Below are 17908 nucleotides of genomic sequence, written 5' to 3' on the forward strand. Positions count from 1 at the left end.
AGCTAACTCCGTAGGCATTGAAGGGAGAACCTGATTCTGAAAAAGTTTATTTTATCCGTAGTGGGGGCTGCAGTATTGTTCACTTCTGTTCCTGCAAGCACCTACGCAAGTGAAGTAAGTATTGAAAATGAAGTGAAAGAGGTATTGGGGACTCCTTATTTATGGGGGGGGACTACGGCGGCGGGTTTTGATTGTACGGGTTTCATATTGTATATATTAGATAAATTTAATGCAGGTGATTTACCGCGCACATCACAATCTCAAGCTAAAGTAGGCACACCCGTGTCTAAAGATGATCTTCGCGTAGGAGATCTGGTCTTTTTTAACACTTTTGGTACAGGAATTTCCCATGCAGGCATTTATGTAGGTGATGATCAGTTTGCTCATTCCTCAAGCAGTAAAGGCGTAAGAATTAGTAGACTCTCAGAGTCATATTATCGTGATCGTTATGTCACTGCTCGCCGTGTAGTGAGCGAAACTAGCTACCTCAAAATGATTAGTGAATGATGAGTTTGTAAGGTCAGCATCTGTTTTTTTACCTTTTTAATTTCTGGGTTTGTATGCATCCTCTTTAAGAAAAAGACTTCTCACAGGTTGTATTTTATTGTGAGAGGTCTTTTTGCGTCGAGGCTTAGTGTTTAGTGGAAGGTGTGAAAAAACGGTAATAATACAATTGACATACCCCCGAGGGGTACCCTTAGAAGATCGATTTTTCGGAAATGCCAACATTTTTTCTGAAGGTGAGAAAAGGTCTCTCGTTTCTTTCCATCCGGATCTATATAAATACTGGGAAACTACGACAGAAATCACGAAACCTATTTACGCGGGGCACAAAGGTTTAAAAGACGTAACCCGTATGCAGTTAATAGATCTTAACCTTTGGTTGCCTGGTGATATATTAATGAAAGCCGATAAGATGAGTATGGCTCACTCTTTAGAGGTTCGTGTTCCTTTCCTTGATAAAGAAGTGTTTGAGATTGCCCAGAAAATTCCTGCTTCATTATTGCTCGCAATAGGAACCACTAAATACATCTTACGTAAAGCCCTGGAGGGAATCGTACCTCATTCTGTGTTAGGTCGTCCAAAATTAGGCTTTCCTGTGCCTTTGAAAAAATGGTTATTAACCCCAATGGGTGATACCATCCTTCAACAAATTACAGAGAGTGGGGTGGACCAATGGATTCAACTAAATGTTGTTAAAGAGATGTTAAAACAACATCGAATGGGAACGGCCGATTATTCCCGCAAGATTTGGACGATTTATATATTTTCGTTGTGGCATTCCATGTATATTAAACAGTCTACATTCAGGCAAGCTCTAGTCAACTCATAACTCGATAATAGTAGTCAATTGTAGTCGCCTAATTTTGAGATAGCGTAAGCTACCGAGAGGAAAAATATTCAGATATGTGATCCTATCCATCTTAAATCGGGGACTAAATCAACAGTTGGTTGCGAATTATGGAATGACTGGAGAGGAAAAGGAAGGAACATGGTTGTTATTACCCGGATTGCTTTTTTCAATCACTTAAGCAAGGAACAATAACTTCATGAAATATGCAAACTTTCAACATCATATCCACATACAACTCTTCTACAATAAAAATATTAAAAGAAAGCAATTTACAGAGGAGGTACACAGATGGATTGGTCTTTGCTATTGCTGTTGATTTGTCCACTGATGATGGTATTGATGATGTTTGGGATGAGAGGAATGCATGGTAAAGACTCTCATTCAAACCAGTCACAATCCAACTGGACACTTCACGAAGACTATAATGAGTTAAAAGTAGAGAACGAACGAATGAAAAAGCAACTTCTAAGCTTGTCTAAATAACTCATATTAGAGAAAAGCATATAAAACTCCATTGAAATCGCCCATGGATAAATGGAAGACCTTATTAACCATTTTGACGGGGCGATTTCTTTGTACAAGCTATAAATCACGAACTCAGTCTGGCTAGATTTTGTATATAAATACACTTTTAGGATAATATAACTTAGGATGAACAAACATTAAAATTATGAAGGAGTAATAAAAATGACGACAATTTCACATTCTTCGGTTCAACATTTTCAAAGTTGTATTGATAGTTGTAACGACTGTATGCAAGCATGTGAAGAATGTTTAACCTCTTGTCTTAAAGAGACAGACGTGCAAGCAAGAATTCACTGTATCCACACTTTGCGTGATTGTGCGGATATCTGTGCAACAGCTGCCCAATGGATGGCTCGTGGAAGTATATACGCAAAAGAATTTTGCCAAGTCTGTGCAAAGATCTGTGACGATTGTGCTGCAGAATGTTCGAAATTTCAAGACGCACATTGTCAGAAATGTGTTGAGTATTGTCGTAAATGTGCAGATGAATGCCGTAAAATGGCTTCGTAAAGTTGAGGTTAGGTGATTGAGGGGAGCAATGAACGGAATTTTAGATAGTTGCACCCATGAGAAATAAAGAAACGACGAAAGCTAGTAAGAGCTTTCGTCGTTTTGCAATAGTTTATTATTTTTTAGTAACATTGACAGACTAATTCGCCCTTCGTCTAGTGTTGTCATCTAATTAGGATAGGCAATGTTAATTTGTGTTTAATTAGTAAGTCCATATGCTCCCTTATTTATCGATGTGTAACGGTGGGAATATGTTGATGTGTCATGGAGAATAATGGGATTAGATCTTGTCTAAGCCATCATACCAGCCGTATAACCATCCATAATGTTCGTTCGTTAATATTGTAATAATCTGAGGAGTTAAGATGGACAACAACCTAAATAATTCATTTCTGTCCCTATTCAAACCGGAAACAGCAAGCGGAAAAGCTGGAAAATGCTTCAGTCATACAGTCCGTGGTATATCTCTATGGCCTGCCGTGAAGCTCAAATGTGGCATCATCGATGGAGAGGCTGCCACTTTGCCATGGGATCGATGAAGAAGGAGTGCTCTAGAGGGATTTGAATGGGGAGGCCAGGAGGACCAAAAAAAAGGCCGGTAATGGGTTCAAAAAGACTTCTGTGACCATGATGCTCTTTGGGTGGAGGTTCCCCCCCATCAAAGGAAAATCACCCACCCAGCGACATACATATACTGACTTCCACTAACTTCTGTGTGAAGAAGGAAAAAATACTCAGTCCGCTAATCCGGTCTGCTTGTAAAACAGAAAGAGCTTTACTTTCCAAGCTCCATTGATAACTCTGCTTTGTTTGTTCAACCATAGCACCACGCAGAAAAAATAGTTAGGGTCAACACTGACAGAATAATAGCGATTAAGATGCTACATAATAAAGCAGCGCCTCCCCACTGCAAAAATGTTTCTAGCCCTTCGATAAACCTATAACCAAACCATAAAACATACTTACACTCCTCTAAACGGTTTATCTATTGATTTATTTGTGATGCTCTGAATGCTCCTCTTGTTGATTGTTTTGTTGTACGGGCTTATCCAGAAAATCCGAAATGGATTGAGGTACCGCTGTAATAACCAGGATGATGGATATGATCGATGAAATGAAATATACCCATGCCGCAGGACGATCTTTTTTCCACCTTCGTTTCGCTACAACGATAAACCATATGGACAAGAGAAGAGAGATGACTAAAAAAATGAGTTTAAGAGATGGAGCCATGGAGAAGAGCCCAGCACCTAAGGATGTTAATCCTAAGGCAATCAACAGGGTATGAAGCCAATGATGTGCAGATGCAAAGAGCGCGAAAAGGACAGAACTGATCGATTTGAGTAAGGTTCTTTCTTTTTTCAAGGGGGTTCACCTCCTTTATAAATTCTTTACACTTATTATAAGGATGAAATATGGAGTTGAGATGAAGTTATAACGAAGCGATGCCTGTTAGCAGAAACAACAAAGGAGCCATACCAATGTAATTTTAGCGGGGGATTTTGATGATCAGTCCATTGTAAAGGTAAGCGTCAAACGGCCCTCATCCTGATCTCAAGGTTTGGGCTGTTTGACGCTTACGATTTATTTGGTATGTAAGTAGCTCCTAGACCTTAATATCAACAGTTTGCCCTCGATACTGATCCGGTATTTTTGCCGTATGGTTCTGATGAGTGGCCTCAGTGTGTTGGTAATTGGTCGTTTGCTTAATTGCAGCCCCTCCATGCATACCTTCCATTCCACAATTTTTTGGCATATTACCTGCACTTGATACCTGGCTCAAACCTGTCATAAATAATTCCTCCTTGTTGTTTCATTTATTTAATTCCATTTAAAAATACCATTAATATGTGTCGGTTCAATGTAGACATTAAGGAGTTAAGCCAAGAATCAATAACTTCATGGAATGCCCAATGTTTCAACATCAAATCCACAAATCACTCTTCTATAATAAAAATATCAAAAGAAAGACAATTTACAGAGGAGGCACACAGATGGAATGGTCATTGTTACTATTGTTGTTATGTCCACTGATGATGATATTTATGATGTTTGGGATGAAAGGAATGCCTGGTCATGGATCTCATTCGAACCAATCACAAGTAGATTGGACACTTCACGAAGACTTTAATGAATTAAAAGTGGAAAACGAACGATTGAAAAAACAATTAAATATTGACTAGAAAATTTTATAACTAACAATCGAACAATCGTCCTAAGCTAAACGAAGGTGTCACACAACCTACCGTTTAGATAGGGCGATTTTTTTGTTCATTCACATATCAGGGCTATGCATCCCGATTATTTATATTTTTCCTTATTGTTTCTCCATACTTTCCCAAAATTCCGTTGGTATTCTTTTCTTACGGCAATAAAAAAAGTAGATAAATGTAGAGCTGCTAAAAGGAGGCGGGAATTTTGCTTTGCGCAATATTATTGGAATCGCACTTATCGTGATTATCATAATCAAGTAGCAGAATTAATGTCTTCTAGTTCTATCAATCCACTACTGATTGGGCGTTACCAAAGAGGTCTATATTTCCTGTCTGAGGGAGCATATCTTTTGGATCAACTTAATCAGAATATAAATAAAATGGTTAGATTGACGGAAGCGACGAACCTGGACTATCAAGTGTATGTCAATCGTTACAATGTATTGTTCCAAAACAAGGCAGTATTAAGTAATGTACCTCAAAAACTTACGATGCCAAGGAATTGTTTTTTATCTAATTTATCAGAGAATGCTGTAGCAGAGTCTACCGTAGTCGGAGATGTGCAACAGGCAAACAAGGCTATATATCAAATGGCTCAAGCGATAATGGAATTTGATAGCACAATTCAATGGGTAGATAACCAAACCAAGCAAACGATGTTGCAGGCACAACAGGCTTCCGAAGCAATGAATATGGAGAACGCAGCTACAACAAGTCAGACAAGTGGTTTAATACTGTAAAAAGTACTGTTATCATAGTGACAAGAGACGGTATTTGAACACTTCCAATCGAAAGAGCTGCTCATAGTCTGATTGCAACCAAACCGCAATAGGTTGAAAATGATCAGACGGTTTAATTTTTAGGAGGGATAAAAATAATTAGGTTTGATTTACCCTGAAATTGTATTGAATCTATGGAGAAAGATAGGAGTATAAAAATAATAAGGCTCGGCCAACCTATTTGTAAATTAATAGAAGGGGTGTTGAATTTGGGGGCATTGGGTACTCTTTTTCTTATAGCGGGTACAACTACAGTATGTTCTGGAAAGACTCAGCAGGTCTTTCCCATAGCACATGTGATTAATGATATATATTTACTGTCCCAGCTTTCGGATGAAGTCATACATATCTAAGGGAATATGAAGACGAGGAATTCATTCCATAAGTTACTGGCTCCAATCGAAGTATACGTTTGTGCGGATGAAGTAGGTTCCAACCATAATGAAGAACAGTTTAATACGAAGTATTACTCAGGATTGTTTCATGGATCAAAAACAATACGGGATGAATGTTCTAACCTCCAAATTATTGCAAAGTCGGTGTTGCCTGATGAGCAGTGGAGAATGGCTATAGGTACACCAGCTATTCTTAATGAGACATTCGGTGTCCACTAGACTTACTTTTATCGAATGGTTGTTGAATATGCTCAGGCTTCGGGGCAGACCTAGAGTCGATGAGTGAAGCTTCCTTACGTTCGAAGGTGATGTGAATTGAAAGAAGTATAACGGTTACAATGAGCATAAGCGCGGGACTGCGATATATCCATGGGGACTGGCTAAGGATTTTTTCTTCAATCTGCCCTTGAAGCATTAACAGGTGGACAAACTGAAAAATACCACTGATAACCATAAATGCTAAGATACTTTGGCTCCACTGTGAAGTGGGAAGCATATTAATGAGCATCGCGCCCGTCATCCCTGCCATCATGCCAGATAATGCCCCGTTCAGAAAGGCACCAATACTGATTATCGCCCCTATACTGCCACCTGCAATCATCCCGATAAGAACACAAATGAAAAGGGATAGCAGCAAGTTATGACTGAGTAACAAACCCGCAATCGTTCCTCCCCCAAAGCCGATGATCATGCCGCTTACCATTGGGGATATCATCGTGATCGTACTTGTAAGATTACAACGGTAGCGGTAAATGAAACCGAATGACCAACATGCCATGAAAACATAAAAGATTGTAGCAACCATCCAGCTTGTCATTTGTACAACCCCCTGTTTGTTGATAATGTATCGTATGGCCAAAGAGAGGGATTCATTCCACCCTAAAATATAGGGTAGAACTTCATAGTTTCCACACAATTTTTATGTAAAGTATAGTTAATAAAATTAAGATATTACAAATTGGAGGAAATGGAATGAAAAAGGTTTTAATCATTGGATCGTTAACGTTGTTATTAAGTGCCATTTTATCTGGATGTCAAGTAGGCAATAAAGACTCTGAAGCAGCAACCAATGAACCAAAGAGTACTACGATCTCAGAACCTTGGGTGGGGACTAAAAATACGACACGCATTAATACGTCTGATCCGACTCAGGCAGCAGTTCTGGTCTCCCGCACACTTTGGACGGCGGAGACAGAAAATAATAGACCCTCAAGTGTGGTTTTGACCGATGTGAGTAACTGGCAAATCGCTGCGGCTAGCACCGATTTGATTCATCACCCCAGCAATGGGCCGGTTCTCTTTTTTGGCAAAGAGAGTGTTCCTTCTGTAACAATAGAAGAGCTTAAGCGGCTGAAGCCGATGGGTGCTAAAGGGAATGAGAACATACAGATTGTTATTGTAGGGCCAGTATCGTCAAGCGTTGAAGAGCAATTGAACACCTTGGATATGAAGATCGATAAGATTGAAGGGGACGAGCCAGCAGCTGTTGCACAGGCCATTGATGCCTATTATGCAAAAGCAGCGGGTGAGCTTCCACAGGCCGTCATTGTTGGGTCCATGGATAGTCCTGAGTATACATTACCAGCTGTAAATTGGATCGCCCACATGCCAGAACCATTACTCTATGTGAAGAAAGACGAAATTCCTGCAGCTACAGTGGAAGCTCTGAATAAGCGCGGAGGAAAGGCGACCATCTATGTCCTTGGTCCAGACTCGGTTATATCCAGCAAAGTTGAAGAAGAATTAAAGTCTTATGGATCGGTAACCCGAATTGCAGGCGAAAATCCCTACGAAAATGCGATCGCTTTTGCCCAGTATAAAGATACTAACAATAATTTTGGATGGGGAATCACTACGCCCGGACATAACTTTTCGTTCTTGACGACAGATTCGACGATGCTGGCAATCGCTGCTGCTCCATTTAGTCATTTGGGCAAACACGCTCCGTTGATTTTTACAGAAAAGGATGGACTGCCGAATTCTGTGATGGAATATTTGATGAATGTTCAACCCAAATTTCAGAAATCACCTTCAGAAGGTCCCTACAATCATGCCTGGGTAACCGGTGAGAGCTCAACAATTTCTGCCACTACCCAAAGTGAGATTGATGATATGCTTGAGATTTCCCCTGCATCTGGCGGAAACCCGCATTCCGGCCATTAATTGTCATTCATAAACTGATATCAAATTCTTGATATCACTGAACAGGCTGGCACCGGTCAATTCTCGGTTGTCAGCCTGTTTTGGTACACATGATCCGTTGAAAGTCATGATAACCCAATCTTTACCCAATGTTTCAACATATTTTCTACATATTCAGTCCGTACAATAAAGATAGCTAATCAGATCATCAGGTAAGAAATGATAAAGTCGTATACCGAAGGGGAATCATATGAGAGTAGAATTATTTGAAATAGGCGGCTTTACAATTCGATCCTATGGAGTTGTCGTCACACTGGCGGTTTTGGCGGCGGTGGGAGTGGCATTATACATAGCAAGAGATACTTCTTTTCGTGAGCATATACCCAATTTGATGATTTACGTTATAGGTGGGGCAATTCTTGGAGCCAGAATCTGGCACGTGTTCTTTTTTCAATGGGACTATTTTTCGATGCATCCTTCAGAAATTATTGCAATCTGGAACGGTGGGATCTCTATACAGGGAGCATTGATTGGGGGGAGCGTTACCGCAGCAGCCTATGCCCGAATCCATCGGATCTCCTTCTGGGAATTAGCAGATATGCTTGCGCCAGCAATCATATTGGGACAAGCGATTGGTCGCATAGCCTGTTTTCTAAACGGAGATGCTTTTGGTTCACCTACTAATGCGGGTTTTGGAGTCGTTTATCCAGAAGGAACGTTAGCCTATGAGCAGTATGGAGCTGTTCCATTATGGCCGGCAGAAGTCTGGGAGGGACAGTGGGACTTTGTTGTCTTTGCTATTCTTCTTTCCTTAAAAAACAAGAAACTGCCTAGAGGTGTTCTTTTTCTATCCTACAATATTCTCTATGCAGCTGGCCGATTCTTACTGGAATATCTCCGTGGAGATTCTCCGCGGTATGCGCTCGACTGGACAGCTGGCCAATGGACTAGTGTTTCGGTAATGAGTGTGGCTCTGGTTCTTATGGTGTACTTTATAAGAAAACAAAGACTGGATACACCGATAACTAGCGGTACAGCGGGTTGAAGTAGATAAAATAAAGAATGGAGAGTGTGGGTATAATGTCAAAACTACAGGTATTGATCGTAGATGATGAGTGGAATATGCGGAACTTACTTCGTATTTATCTAATGAAAGAAGGATTTCGAATTCAAGAAGCTGCAACGGGTCAAGAAGCCCTGTCTATGATAAAAAAAAACACCTTTGATATCATATTGCTGGATGTAATGATGCCTGATATGGATGGCTGGCAAGTATGCAGGGCTGTCAGAGAAACAGATACCGTACCTATTCTGATGCTCACGGCACGTACGGAAACCAAAGACAAAATCCATGGACTTGGGGTAGGGGCAGATGATTATTTAACGAAGCCCTTTGAACCTGAAGAGTTATTGGCTAGAATGTATTCGTTAATCCGGAGGTCTACGATTACTCAAGTCTTGCAACCCCCACAATGGGTGCTGGATTTTCCAGAGTTAAATATTTTCCCGGATGCTCGAGAGATTCGTATTCATGAGGTTCCTGTAGATTTTACTCAAAAGGAATTTGATCTTCTTATGATGTTAGCCCAGAGCAAACAGCGTGCCTTTACCCGGGAGGAACTGGTTGAACGGGTTTGGGGACATGATTATGAGGGTGAAATTCGAGTGGTGGATACTCATATTAAGAATATTCGTGAGAAGCTGCATAGAGCTGGAATGAGTTATAATCCGATCCAAACGTTGTGGGGAGTAGGCTATAAATTTCAAGCGGCAGAGAATCAAGATGCGAAATAACCGTATAGGGTTAAAACTAGGACTTGTGATCATTACTGTACTCTTGATTGTTTTGTTATTCCTGGGCTTTGCCATCGACAAAATGTTCACAAATTTTTATACCGCCGAAATGCGAAAAGAAACCGAGGAGATTGCCTCCCACTTTTCGGTTATGGCTAATGCTGCCGATACGACATCCGAGCAGACCATGATGACTTTTGCGGAGTTTTCGAATGTTAGTATCTTTAATATTTTAGAAAATGGAAAAGTAAATCTTCACTCCGGTGTCCATGATTCAGCCGACCGAGCGTTTATTCGGAATTCTGACCTCGAAAAGATTTTTACCGGCAAAAAGGTTAGCTTGCTGTATGAAGATCCTGACGGACATCGTTATTTTGTTTCCGGTCAACCGATCTCTAGCGAAGGTGTCATTACCTCAGCCCTTTATGTAATGTCTTCTACGGAACAAATGGAGCAATCCCTATCTGGAGTAAGGAATTTGCTGATCCTCTCCGGGATGGGGGCATTTTTGCTAGCTTTGGGAATTACGTGGATTATCGCCCAAGTCTTGTCTCGTCCGCTTTTACAAATGCAAAAAGCTACTCGTAAAATTGCTATAGGTGAACTGGAAACCCGGATCGAGATCAAAAGTAGAGATGAAATCGGAAGTTTGGCGGAGGCCATCAATGATTTAGCGGCCGATCTTCAGCGTTACCGGGATACCCGTCAAGAGTTGTTCTCTAACATTTCACATGACCTGCGGACACCCATTACCTATTTGGAAGGGTACTCTAAAGTGGTTAGAGATCACCTCTATGAGACCGAAGAGGAGAAAGAACGTTACCTGGATATCATTTATCAAGAGGCGGTCCGGCTGCAGCATTTAGTCGATGATGTTTTCGATTTGGCAAAAATGGAAGAAGGGAAAATACCCCTTTTACTAGAACGGATCAACATGACGGACCTGGTGGAACAGGCTGTCCAAAAAGTTGAATTGAAGAGAAAAGAAAAAAGCTTAAGCCTGTCGTTCCATCCGTATGGCACCAGTTCTTTGGTTCTTGCAGATGGTAAACGGATGGAGCAAATCGTCTTGAATCTGCTGGAGAATGCCGTTCGCTATACAGAGAAGGGTAGCATTAATGTAGATTTGCAGTATACCACTACATCGGTAATCTTAATTGTTGAGGATACAGGGATAGGAATTCCTGAAGAAGACCTGCCTTATATTTTTGAACGGTTTTATAGAGTGGAAAAATCTCGTTCCCGTCAATTCGGGGGGACGGGATTAGGTTTATCCATCGTTAAAAAGCTAATTGAGTTACAGGGCGGGGAAATAACGGTTACCAGTAAGTTAGGCGAAGGTACCCGGTTTGAAGTTCACTTTATGCTGCAACCGAGCCATGGGGGGGAATCATGTGAAGAAAATTGAATGGCTTATATCCTTTCTCTTTATGGGAATAGGGGTCATGTGTATGACCCTGTCAGCCGTTTCTTTTCGGAGTGAGACGCTTCTTCAATTTGGCAGTTTCGTAAAAACATTTTTGATATGTGCAGTACTCATCGCGATAAGTTTGTTCCTGCTGCTGAGAGTATTGAATCTAAACAGAAGGTCAAAAAAATAAACCTTGCCAGTGTGGATAAAAGGGAGCAGTAGTTAATGCTGCTCCCTTTTTATTTCTATTTAAGAACGCTACCACCAAATAGAAAACGTTTTTCCCATTTGGTACCTTCAATGTTATCAATCCGAACTCCACCTGATTTTATGGAATAAGTTTGTATAATTTTACTGTTTCCGATATAAATGCCGTTATGCATAATTCGGGCCTTATTTTTGTTAATCCCCTTATAATCGGTTTCTTTGCTGCCACGGTAAGACATAAAGAACATAATGTCGCCCTGGTTTCAGGATTCTCCAGTTGGTTATGTCCATTCCGTTTTTTTGATATAAGCCCCTTGAGTCCTCGAATCTGCGGGTAGTATGATTCCCGTCCCTTCTAGATAAGCTTGTCTTACAAAATCAGAGCAATCGAAAGTTTTAGTGTTACTACGGATTGAACCAAACTCGTAAGGAGTGCCTAGATAATTCATTCCCTGTCTTATTACGTTCTCTCTCAGAGTACTCGCTGTTGCTGTCGACTGTAAAGGGAGCTCGCTAGCCGCATAGGTAGAAAGAATCCCAGATGGACTCGTGAATAATGTTATGGAGACGAAAAGATAGCTATTGTTTTTTTCATGTTGTGTTCCTCCTTATGTTGTCATGTGAATCTGCTCACATCCTAACATAGGGTTTTATAGATTTGTAAGGCGTAATATTTGGCACCATCATTTTCTATAAACTCCATTGAAACCACATAAAGTCCACATGATTCCCACAAGAACTTTAGCTACAATATGATTTTTTACAAGAACATTCTTTCTCCATACTTTTCCCAAAGTACATTGGTACGCTTGAAATACAGCAAGAGCATCAGAGTATTGTTAGACAAACTGTTCATTAAGAGGAGGAAATGATGCAGATGGACGAGTCGAGTATGCCGTCAGGGTTTAGAGTTTCTGGAAGTGCAGAAGGCATGATGGGCGCGGGGAACTATAATTCAGGTGGTGTGATGAGTGGCCTTTTATCTGGCTTGACTCAGTTGTTAGTTGTGGTGTTAATTCTTAGCCTGGCTATCGGACTAGGAGTATGGGTGAAGAACAAGTATTTTAAAGAATCATTTAACAGAGGGAAAGAATTCATTAGCAATGATCCTATGCTGAAGACGATAGTCGTTCTGGCATCCACCTTACTGGGTGTACTTGTGGTCTTGTATCTCTTGGGTATTCTGATGAATGGAGGATTTTATCCAAATCAAATTGGACTGATTTCCAGCTTAAGTGTTTCGGCAAAAATAACGTTTTTTATTATACTGTTGACCATCCTTATGATCATGGCATTGATTGCTTTCTTATTCAGCTATGTGAAACAATATATCACTATGGCTTCTTCAAATGGAGCTTTCCTTACCTCAGGAAAAAAAGAGAAGCCCACTCAAAAGGATAAAACAGCGAACGATTGAATCTAACATGGAATTGAAGAAATAACGATACGAAATTGGAGGGATTCAAAATGAAAAGCAATAATGGGTGGCTGAAACTAGCCATAATCTCGTTTGTTGGGTTAATTATCATGGTGGTAGGAGGAACCATGCAAGGGACTAGGAATGGTGTATCGATGGATCAGATGGAAAATATGATGCAACAGATGAACAAATTACAGCAGGAAATGATGCAAATGCAGCAAGGCTATATGGGACAACAGGGTTCTACTATGGGAAGCTCAGGCGGTATGATGGATGATGACATGAATATGAACAACGGCAATTCAAGCAGCAGTGGCGGCGGAATGGGAATGATGTAATCGTTCGAATAGTCAAATCCAATGGATTCAGGAAAAAGAACAAGCTGACTTCGGAAAAACCGGGTTACAGCTTGTTCTTTTCTTGTTAATAAATATTTGTGAATTTTTTCTATCTTTATGATTAACCCAATGTTTCTACATATTTTCTACATAGTCATTCCCTACAATGAGACTATAACAAATCATATTTTTATGGAGGTAACGATATGGATTGGTCTTGGCTAATCGCTCTGGTTTGTCCGTTAATGATGATATTTATGATGTTTGGTATGCGAGGTGGACACAGCCATGGTCCTCATAAGAAACAACTTTCCGCTGGTGAGGTACAGCAAGAATTATTGAATTTAAAAGCACAAAATGATTTATTGCAAAAAGAAGTGCAAGGGTTAAAAGATAAAGCAGTCGTAAGGGGGAATTAGGAATGAGTTGTTGTGGAAATCACAATCATGGAAAACAAGCCCACGAGGATAACGGTCATGATCACGGTGAAATAAAAAAACATGGTTGGTTTATGAAATTATGCTGCATCCTACCTATTGTTCTTATAGGGATTATGCTTGTAGCGAATTCTTCCAAAGGGGCATCTAGCAATATCTTAACATACAGCCTGTTACTTATTTGCCCGCTCTCACATTTAATATTGATGCCGCTAATGATGCGAAAGAGAAACATAAAATGATCCTTAATTACTTTAGTTGGAGGGCATAACTATACTATGAACAAAAAAATGATAATCGGTCTGTCTATCCTTATTCTTGCAGTAGGACTCACAGCATGTGGTAATGGTTCAAGTACGAAACTGAACTCTGCACTACCAGCTGCTAATAGTCAAACTGTAGAGTCGAATAAACCCTCCCCAGGAGAAGGAGCCTTGGAAGAAAGGGGAGTCTATTATACAGCGAATGAAGGAGGCAGCATCTCGAAGATAGATGCAGCCACCAATAAAGTACTAGATACCATTCAAATGGATGGAGCCGTTCACAATGTTCAGATTTCACCCGATGGAAAAACCGTTGGAGTAACGGTAGTCCCCGAAATGCCGGAGATGAGTGAGAGTGATGATAATCATAATTCCGATCATGACATGAACGGATCTGCGGTATTTTATGATACAGCAACAAACAATAAGATTCACCAGGTAGAGGTGGGATTACACCCTGCACATATCGTATTTACAGAAGACAATAAGTATATCCTGATCTCCAATAATGAAGATGATAATGTGACGGTTCTTGATGCCAAGACATATGGACAGGTAACAACAATTCCTACGGGAAAGGGACCGCATGGATTTAGAGTTTCTGCAGATAGTAAATTCGCTTATGTTGCTAATATGAAGGAAGATACCGTCAGCGTGTTAAACCTCCAAACGATGAAAGAAGAACAGAAGATTACGGCAGGACAGACTCCTGTTACAACAGGTATAACAAGTGATGGTCAAACCTTGGTTGTTACGCTTAACGCTGAAAATGCAGTTACCATAATGGATTTGGAAAAAGGTAGTAGTGTGAAAGTACCTGTTGGTGCAGGCCCTGCACAAGTCTTTATCCAGTCAGATGATCAATATGCCTTTGTTGCCAATCAAGGTACAGAGGAAAACCCTTCAAACAGCATTTCCAAAATCGATTTGAGTACACAGCAAGTGGTTGCAACCATAGAAACCGGCAAGGGTGCTCATGGTGTCGTAACAAGTACGGATAATATCCGCATATATGTAACGAACATGTTTGACAATACCGTCAGCGTCATAGATAACCAAGAAAACAAGGTGATCTCCCAGGTTAATGTAGGTGCAACTCCGAATGGTATTAGTTACACACCCTAAGCTGATATAGAGTTCATATTGATTTTCAATGAATGAGTACAAAGCGAGAGGGTAAGGACGTTGCAGAACATAAAACGTGGAGACGTTGTGATTATTGGTATCGTACTTTTCATTGTAGGTTTGATATACGGAGTGAAATGGTTTGATTCACGGAATGATACGTATGTTCAAGGCCAGTTAGTTGCCCAAATCACGGTGGATGGCAGAACATATAAGACCGTCAATTTAACAAAGGAAGAGCAAATTATCGATATCCAAACTAAATACGGACATGATACCTTGAAGGTATTTGATTACGGTATCCAGATGATATTTTCTGATTGTCCCAAAAAAATCGCCTTACAAATGGGCTTTATTTCGAAGCCTCATCAGCAGATCATTTGTATTCCTAACCGGGTGATGGTTGAAGTACTTAACCCAGGCGGTAATAAAAATGCGGATGAACTTGACGCTGTCATTTAACTTTTGGGATTTCCTTGAACAAAAATATTTATTTCTGAACTTCATTCATCCCCGTTTATTCAGAGAAGAAGAAAATATAGGAGGAGATACTAAATGAGAAAGAAGTTTTGGATTGGTCTTAGCACAGTTATATTAGCGATGGGTATTGGAACAGCAGTATATGCAGCGGGAGATGAAACATCCCACCTGAAGGACATGCTTCCCTTCATGAAGGAGATGCACCCTAATATGTCCGAAGATCAGTTATTAGACATGCATCAATCCGGAGACATGAGCAAAATGATGCAAGGTGCCGATATGAGCAAAATGATGCAATCGATCTAAGAGGGCTTTCAAATAACAAGCTGACTTCCCGTTTTGAACCGGTTGTCAGCTTTTTTCATTTTTAAGAATATGTATTCATACTTGTAGGAAGCACGAAGTCCTATAGAGTTTGTTGCATTTCCGACATCCATCACCTGCGAAATAAAAATCAGAAATTAAACTGGATCTTGATCGGTTAAACTGAGCTTAGGAGGGGGCATTATTCTCCTTTAAATTGCCCTAAAGGACTCCTCAGGCACATCGTAGAAGAGCAGTGTATGGATGTTGGGACTCACTGATTAAGATTTATGAGCCAAGAAGTAAATTCTCAATGTACTTTTCCAATAAATTCAGTCCCACTTGTCCAATACTTGATCCTGCTTTCACTGTGAATTCCTTGATTTTTTGCATAGCGGTAACCTTGTTAGTTTCAGGAGTTGTTTCATCTTTCAATTCATCAAGTGCAGTTTTTAAATTTAAATACTCTATCTTTGACGACGTTTTATCTTTGAATATTCTTAATAATTGTTCATCAAAATCATTATAATTTAAACCTCCATTTATTTCTTTTGCTATAATTCCCCTTACATTGGAGAGGATTTGTGGGTTGTGAATGTTTACTGTATCTACGTTACTAATGAATCCATTAAGATAGTCAGGACTTGTAATATCTAAGAAAGAGTCTGGTCTTGTCGTTGTAACCATGCTGTTGATTGGATCTGGTGAACCCAGGTCAATCATTTCAGAATGCAATCTATGTTTAATAGCTAACAACTTTGATTCTTGTTCATATTTAATATCTATTGCTAATCTTTTTGCTTCTCTAGCATATTTACTTATAATTTTACTCATCTCATTTACTTGATAAATTTGCATCCAATAGCATACTACTTGCTTGATTAACATCATTTGCACAAACTTCTAAAAAGTCAGTGAATTCAGTGAATGATCTTTCAAAGTTCTCTGAATCCAACGTTTGATCATCACAATAAAAAGAGTATATTACACCATTCTGAGTATTCATTTGATCTAGGTTTACGTTGAATCCCTTCGTTTTCTTAAGATAGTCTGAAAAAAGGGAGAGGAGCTTATCAATTTCATTTGACCATAACTGTTCATTGTTTACATATAACCTAAAAAGTAATCCTTTTGTGGTTTCTTTTAAAAAGGCTCTAGTTGATACTGAAATTTCTAATCTCCGATTATAAGGAACAATTTCAACCCCGCAGTTGATAAGATAATCTATAACTAATTTCTGTTGTGTTTTGCCTGCTTCCCGTTCTTTCTTATACTCTTCATCATCAAGTTCAAGCTCGACGTCAGAATTGAATATGTATTTCAAGTTATCTTCATACACATAGACTTTGTGAAAATATGGTTTCATTGCGGTACATATTCTCCTTAGGCCTTCGAAGTATTCGTCGTCGCAACATCTAAGAATAGCACTTTCAGTCAACTTCATAAAAACATGTGAAATATTCTCTTGTTTTCTGTTTAGCATCTCTCCAATTATCAGGAGAAGAACTTAATAGTTTATTTATATATACCTTATCTAATATCTTTAATTCATTGACAATTGATTCTGTTGTTAATTCACCGATTAACAATACCTTTTCCTGTAGGTTATTCATACGAAATCGCTCCTTATTTTCTTTTATTACTTTCATTTGGCTAATCTTAAGCACTATTAAACATGCTCTAATTTATGAACGTTGTAAGTAAGGTATTATCTTGATTGTATATTCGTGAAAGTTTTAAACTATCCTGCCATGAATACTGGAACGGACGTTGCGATGGAGGCAGTAGATGTAACTCTGATTCGAGGTGACTTGACGAGTATTCCTGATGCCATATATATGAGCCACAAGACAATGACTAAGACCCGCCAGAATCTGTTCTGGGCTCTTGGTTAAAATACTCTGGGTTATTCTTTGCTGCTGGACTCTTGGCGCCTTGGGTTGTAGGAGTGGCTATGGCACTTAGCTCTGTATCCGTAGTTCTAAATGCTCTTCGATTACAACGTGTAAAGCTATAAACATGAAGCGGGTCTGGTATCCCTTTGGTTATCAGAAGTTACGTGTCTCCTACTTTCGATGATTTCAAAAAAGACTTCGAAGAATATCGAGGCCACTGAAAAAGTCCCAATACTAATTTCTCTAAAGACTATACATCCAAGGTGTCAGTTGTAACTACGGGGAATATTTGGACTTCCGGCCGCTGTTGTCGTAAG

General features: G+C 39.7%; 24 protein-coding genes and 3 pseudogenes. 20 read left to right on the forward strand and 7 right to left on the reverse strand.

The window, feature by feature from the left end:
- Positions 1-36: 36 nt before the first annotated feature.
- The 6 genes and pseudogenes from CA600_RS28415 to CA600_RS31395 all read left to right on the forward strand — a co-directional run bounded on the left by CA600_RS28415 (position 37) and on the right by CA600_RS31395 (position 2928).
- A complete protein-coding gene (locus tag CA600_RS28415; protein WP_094874472.1) occupies positions 37-507 on the forward strand; it encodes a C40 family peptidase in 471 nt (156 codons plus the stop codon).
- Between the two features lie 349 nt (positions 508-856).
- The gene (locus tag CA600_RS28420) at positions 857-1333 is read left to right on the forward strand and encodes an asparagine synthase-related protein (protein WP_373455908.1); all 477 of its coding nucleotides are present in this window, start codon (positions 857-859) and stop codon (positions 1331-1333) included.
- Between the two features lie 309 nt (positions 1334-1642).
- Positions 1643-1837, forward strand: coding sequence for a DUF2933 domain-containing protein (locus CA600_RS28425; protein ID WP_094874474.1), 195 nt, complete (start codon positions 1643-1645; stop codon positions 1835-1837).
- A 204-nt stretch (positions 1838-2041) separates the two neighbouring features.
- Positions 2042-2125: pseudogene (locus CA600_RS32225) on the forward strand (four-helix bundle copper-binding protein); the annotation flags it as partial.
- A gap of 82 nt (positions 2126-2207) precedes the next feature.
- Complete coding sequence (locus tag CA600_RS32230) at positions 2208-2405, forward strand: hypothetical protein (RefSeq protein ID WP_373455909.1); 198 nt, start codon at positions 2208-2210, stop codon at positions 2403-2405.
- A 349-nt stretch (positions 2406-2754) separates the two neighbouring features.
- Positions 2755-2928 carry a hypothetical protein gene (locus CA600_RS31395; RefSeq protein WP_179281768.1) on the forward strand — a complete coding sequence of 58 codons (174 nt, stop codon included), beginning with the start codon at positions 2755-2757 and terminating at the stop codon, positions 2926-2928.
- A 454-nt stretch (positions 2929-3382) separates the two neighbouring features.
- On the opposite strand, the gene CA600_RS28435 is transcribed toward CA600_RS31395, so the two are convergent.
- Together CA600_RS28435 and CA600_RS28440 are read right to left on the reverse strand one after the other, a co-directional pair.
- Entirely contained in the window at positions 3383-3754 is a 372-nt protein-coding gene (locus tag CA600_RS28435; protein ID WP_094874476.1) for a hypothetical protein, read from the reverse strand.
- A 241-nt stretch (positions 3755-3995) separates the two neighbouring features.
- Entirely contained in the window at positions 3996-4181 is a 186-nt protein-coding gene (locus CA600_RS28440; protein WP_094874477.1) for a hypothetical protein, read from the reverse strand.
- A 202-nt stretch (positions 4182-4383) separates the two neighbouring features.
- Between CA600_RS28440 and CA600_RS28445 the strand changes: the two genes are divergently transcribed.
- The 3 genes from CA600_RS28445 to CA600_RS31025 all read left to right on the forward strand — a co-directional run bounded on the left by CA600_RS28445 (position 4384) and on the right by CA600_RS31025 (position 5995).
- Positions 4384-4572 carry a DUF2933 domain-containing protein gene (locus CA600_RS28445; RefSeq protein ID WP_094874478.1) on the forward strand — a complete coding sequence of 63 codons (189 nt, stop codon included), beginning with the start codon at positions 4384-4386 and terminating at the stop codon, positions 4570-4572.
- A 299-nt stretch (positions 4573-4871) separates the two neighbouring features.
- Positions 4872-5342, forward strand: coding sequence for a hypothetical protein (locus CA600_RS28450; RefSeq protein WP_179281769.1), 471 nt, complete (start codon positions 4872-4874; stop codon positions 5340-5342).
- A gap of 398 nt (positions 5343-5740) precedes the next feature.
- A complete protein-coding gene (locus CA600_RS31025; RefSeq protein WP_143812216.1) occupies positions 5741-5995 on the forward strand; it encodes a hypothetical protein in 255 nt (84 codons plus the stop codon).
- On the opposite strand, the gene CA600_RS28455 is transcribed toward CA600_RS31025, so the two are convergent.
- Positions 5970-6593: a hypothetical protein gene (locus tag CA600_RS28455; RefSeq protein WP_094874480.1), complete on the reverse strand. Its 624-nt coding sequence runs from the start codon at positions 6591-6593 to the stop codon at positions 5970-5972. The genes CA600_RS31025 and CA600_RS28455 overlap by 26 nt on opposite strands.
- Positions 6594-6748: 155 nt before the next feature.
- On the opposite strand from CA600_RS28455, the gene CA600_RS28460 reads away from it, so the two are divergent.
- The 4 genes from CA600_RS28460 to CA600_RS28475 all read left to right on the forward strand — a co-directional run bounded on the left by CA600_RS28460 (position 6749) and on the right by CA600_RS28475 (position 11120).
- The gene (locus CA600_RS28460; RefSeq protein WP_094874481.1) at positions 6749-7939 is read left to right on the forward strand and encodes a cell wall-binding repeat-containing protein; all 1191 of its coding nucleotides are present in this window, start codon (positions 6749-6751) and stop codon (positions 7937-7939) included.
- A gap of 229 nt (positions 7940-8168) precedes the next feature.
- Complete coding sequence (lgt, locus tag CA600_RS28465; protein ID WP_094874482.1) at positions 8169-8963, forward strand: prolipoprotein diacylglyceryl transferase; 795 nt, start codon at positions 8169-8171, stop codon at positions 8961-8963.
- Between the two features lie 35 nt (positions 8964-8998).
- A complete protein-coding gene (locus CA600_RS28470) occupies positions 8999-9712 on the forward strand; it encodes a response regulator transcription factor (protein ID WP_094874483.1) in 714 nt (237 codons plus the stop codon).
- Complete coding sequence (locus tag CA600_RS28475) at positions 9702-11120, forward strand: sensor histidine kinase (protein WP_094874484.1); 1419 nt, start codon at positions 9702-9704, stop codon at positions 11118-11120. Before CA600_RS28470 ends, CA600_RS28475 begins: the two co-directional genes overlap by 11 nt.
- A gap of 248 nt (positions 11121-11368) precedes the next feature.
- Here the strand turns inward: CA600_RS28475 and CA600_RS32235 are convergent.
- Positions 11369-11779: pseudogene (locus tag CA600_RS32235) on the reverse strand (C40 family peptidase).
- 428 nt (positions 11780-12207) lie between these two features.
- Here CA600_RS32235 and CA600_RS28490 point away from each other — a divergent pair.
- From CA600_RS28490 to CA600_RS28520, 6 genes are all read left to right on the forward strand, one after another.
- Positions 12208-12747: a hypothetical protein gene (locus CA600_RS28490; protein WP_143812217.1), complete on the forward strand. Its 540-nt coding sequence runs from the start codon at positions 12208-12210 to the stop codon at positions 12745-12747.
- 50 nt (positions 12748-12797) lie between these two features.
- A complete protein-coding gene (locus tag CA600_RS28495) occupies positions 12798-13088 on the forward strand; it encodes a hypothetical protein (protein WP_094874487.1) in 291 nt (96 codons plus the stop codon).
- Between the two features lie 206 nt (positions 13089-13294).
- Positions 13295-13507: a DUF2933 domain-containing protein gene (locus tag CA600_RS28500; RefSeq protein WP_094874488.1), complete on the forward strand. Its 213-nt coding sequence runs from the start codon at positions 13295-13297 to the stop codon at positions 13505-13507.
- A gap of 296 nt (positions 13508-13803) precedes the next feature.
- Positions 13804-14913, forward strand: a complete 1110-nt coding sequence (locus tag CA600_RS28510) for a YncE family protein (protein ID WP_094874490.1) — start codon at positions 13804-13806, stop codon at positions 14911-14913.
- Positions 14914-14973: 60 nt separating this feature from the next.
- A complete protein-coding gene (locus tag CA600_RS28515) occupies positions 14974-15375 on the forward strand; it encodes a NusG domain II-containing protein (protein WP_094874491.1) in 402 nt (133 codons plus the stop codon).
- A 93-nt stretch (positions 15376-15468) separates the two neighbouring features.
- Positions 15469-15699 (forward strand): hypothetical protein, encoded by a 231-nt coding sequence (locus tag CA600_RS28520; protein WP_094874492.1) that lies wholly within the window; start codon positions 15469-15471, stop codon positions 15697-15699.
- A gap of 285 nt (positions 15700-15984) precedes the next feature.
- On the opposite strand, the gene CA600_RS28525 is transcribed toward CA600_RS28520, so the two are convergent.
- The 3 genes from CA600_RS28525 to CA600_RS28535 form a co-directional block, all read right to left on the reverse strand.
- Positions 15985-16587 carry a hypothetical protein gene (locus CA600_RS28525; RefSeq protein ID WP_143812437.1) on the reverse strand — a complete coding sequence of 201 codons (603 nt, stop codon included), beginning with the start codon at positions 16585-16587 and terminating at the stop codon, positions 15985-15987.
- Positions 16532-17062 (reverse strand): hypothetical protein, encoded by a 531-nt coding sequence (locus tag CA600_RS28530; RefSeq protein ID WP_094874494.1) that lies wholly within the window; start codon positions 17060-17062, stop codon positions 16532-16534. The genes CA600_RS28525 and CA600_RS28530 overlap by 56 nt, the downstream gene beginning before the upstream one ends.
- 64 nt (positions 17063-17126) lie before the next feature.
- Complete coding sequence (locus tag CA600_RS28535) at positions 17127-17309, reverse strand: hypothetical protein (protein WP_094874495.1); 183 nt, start codon at positions 17307-17309, stop codon at positions 17127-17129.
- 135 nt (positions 17310-17444) lie between these two features.
- Here CA600_RS28535 and CA600_RS28540 point away from each other — a divergent pair.
- Positions 17445-17713, forward strand: a pseudogene (locus CA600_RS28540) (heavy metal translocating P-type ATPase); the annotation flags it as partial.
- Positions 17714-17908 lie beyond the last annotated feature (195 nt).

Source organism: Paenibacillus sp. VTT E-133280 (assembly GCF_002264385.1).
Lineage (GTDB): Bacteria > Bacillota > Bacilli > Paenibacillales > Paenibacillaceae > Paenibacillus_AQ > Paenibacillus_AQ nitricinens.

What these genes read in the sequence shown, in the direction of transcription:
- CA600_RS28420 (WP_373455908.1), top strand. Translation starts at nt 857, where the DNA reads ATGCAGTTAATAGATCTTAACCTTTGGTTGCCTGGTGATATATTAATG.
- CA600_RS28425 (WP_094874474.1), top strand. Translation starts at nt 1,643, where the DNA reads ATGGATTGGTCTTTGCTATTGCTGTTGATTTGTCCACTGATGATGGTA.
- CA600_RS31395 (WP_179281768.1), top strand. Translation starts at nt 2,755, where the DNA reads ATGGACAACAACCTAAATAATTCATTTCTGTCCCTATTCAAACCGGAA.
- CA600_RS28440 (WP_094874477.1), bottom strand. Translation starts at nt 4,181, where the DNA reads ATGACAGGTTTGAGCCAGGTATCAAGTGCAGGTAATATGCCAAAAAAT.
- CA600_RS28445 (WP_094874478.1), top strand. Translation starts at nt 4,384, where the DNA reads ATGGAATGGTCATTGTTACTATTGTTGTTATGTCCACTGATGATGATA.
- CA600_RS28450 (WP_179281769.1), top strand. Translation starts at nt 4,872, where the DNA reads ATGTCTTCTAGTTCTATCAATCCACTACTGATTGGGCGTTACCAAAGA.
- CA600_RS31025 (WP_143812216.1), top strand. Translation starts at nt 5,741, where the DNA reads ATGAAGACGAGGAATTCATTCCATAAGTTACTGGCTCCAATCGAAGTA.
- CA600_RS28455 (WP_094874480.1), bottom strand. Translation starts at nt 6,593, where the DNA reads ATGACAAGCTGGATGGTTGCTACAATCTTTTATGTTTTCATGGCATGT.
- CA600_RS28460 (WP_094874481.1), top strand. Translation starts at nt 6,749, where the DNA reads ATGAAAAAGGTTTTAATCATTGGATCGTTAACGTTGTTATTAAGTGCC.
- lgt (WP_094874482.1), top strand. Translation starts at nt 8,169, where the DNA reads ATGAGAGTAGAATTATTTGAAATAGGCGGCTTTACAATTCGATCCTAT.
- CA600_RS28470 (WP_094874483.1), top strand. Translation starts at nt 8,999, where the DNA reads ATGTCAAAACTACAGGTATTGATCGTAGATGATGAGTGGAATATGCGG.
- CA600_RS28475 (WP_094874484.1), top strand. Translation starts at nt 9,702, where the DNA reads ATGCGAAATAACCGTATAGGGTTAAAACTAGGACTTGTGATCATTACT.
- CA600_RS28490 (WP_143812217.1), top strand. Translation starts at nt 12,208, where the DNA reads ATGGACGAGTCGAGTATGCCGTCAGGGTTTAGAGTTTCTGGAAGTGCA.
- CA600_RS28495 (WP_094874487.1), top strand. Translation starts at nt 12,798, where the DNA reads ATGAAAAGCAATAATGGGTGGCTGAAACTAGCCATAATCTCGTTTGTT.
- CA600_RS28500 (WP_094874488.1), top strand. Translation starts at nt 13,295, where the DNA reads ATGGATTGGTCTTGGCTAATCGCTCTGGTTTGTCCGTTAATGATGATA.
- CA600_RS28510 (WP_094874490.1), top strand. Translation starts at nt 13,804, where the DNA reads ATGAACAAAAAAATGATAATCGGTCTGTCTATCCTTATTCTTGCAGTA.
- CA600_RS28520 (WP_094874492.1), top strand. Translation starts at nt 15,469, where the DNA reads ATGAGAAAGAAGTTTTGGATTGGTCTTAGCACAGTTATATTAGCGATG.
- CA600_RS28525 (WP_143812437.1), bottom strand. Translation starts at nt 16,587, where the DNA reads ATGATGTTAATCAAGCAAGTAGTATGCTATTGGATGCAAATTTATCAA.
- CA600_RS28530 (WP_094874494.1), bottom strand. Translation starts at nt 17,062, where the DNA reads ATGAAACCATATTTTCACAAAGTCTATGTGTATGAAGATAACTTGAAA.
- CA600_RS28535 (WP_094874495.1), bottom strand. Translation starts at nt 17,309, where the DNA reads ATGAATAACCTACAGGAAAAGGTATTGTTAATCGGTGAATTAACAACA.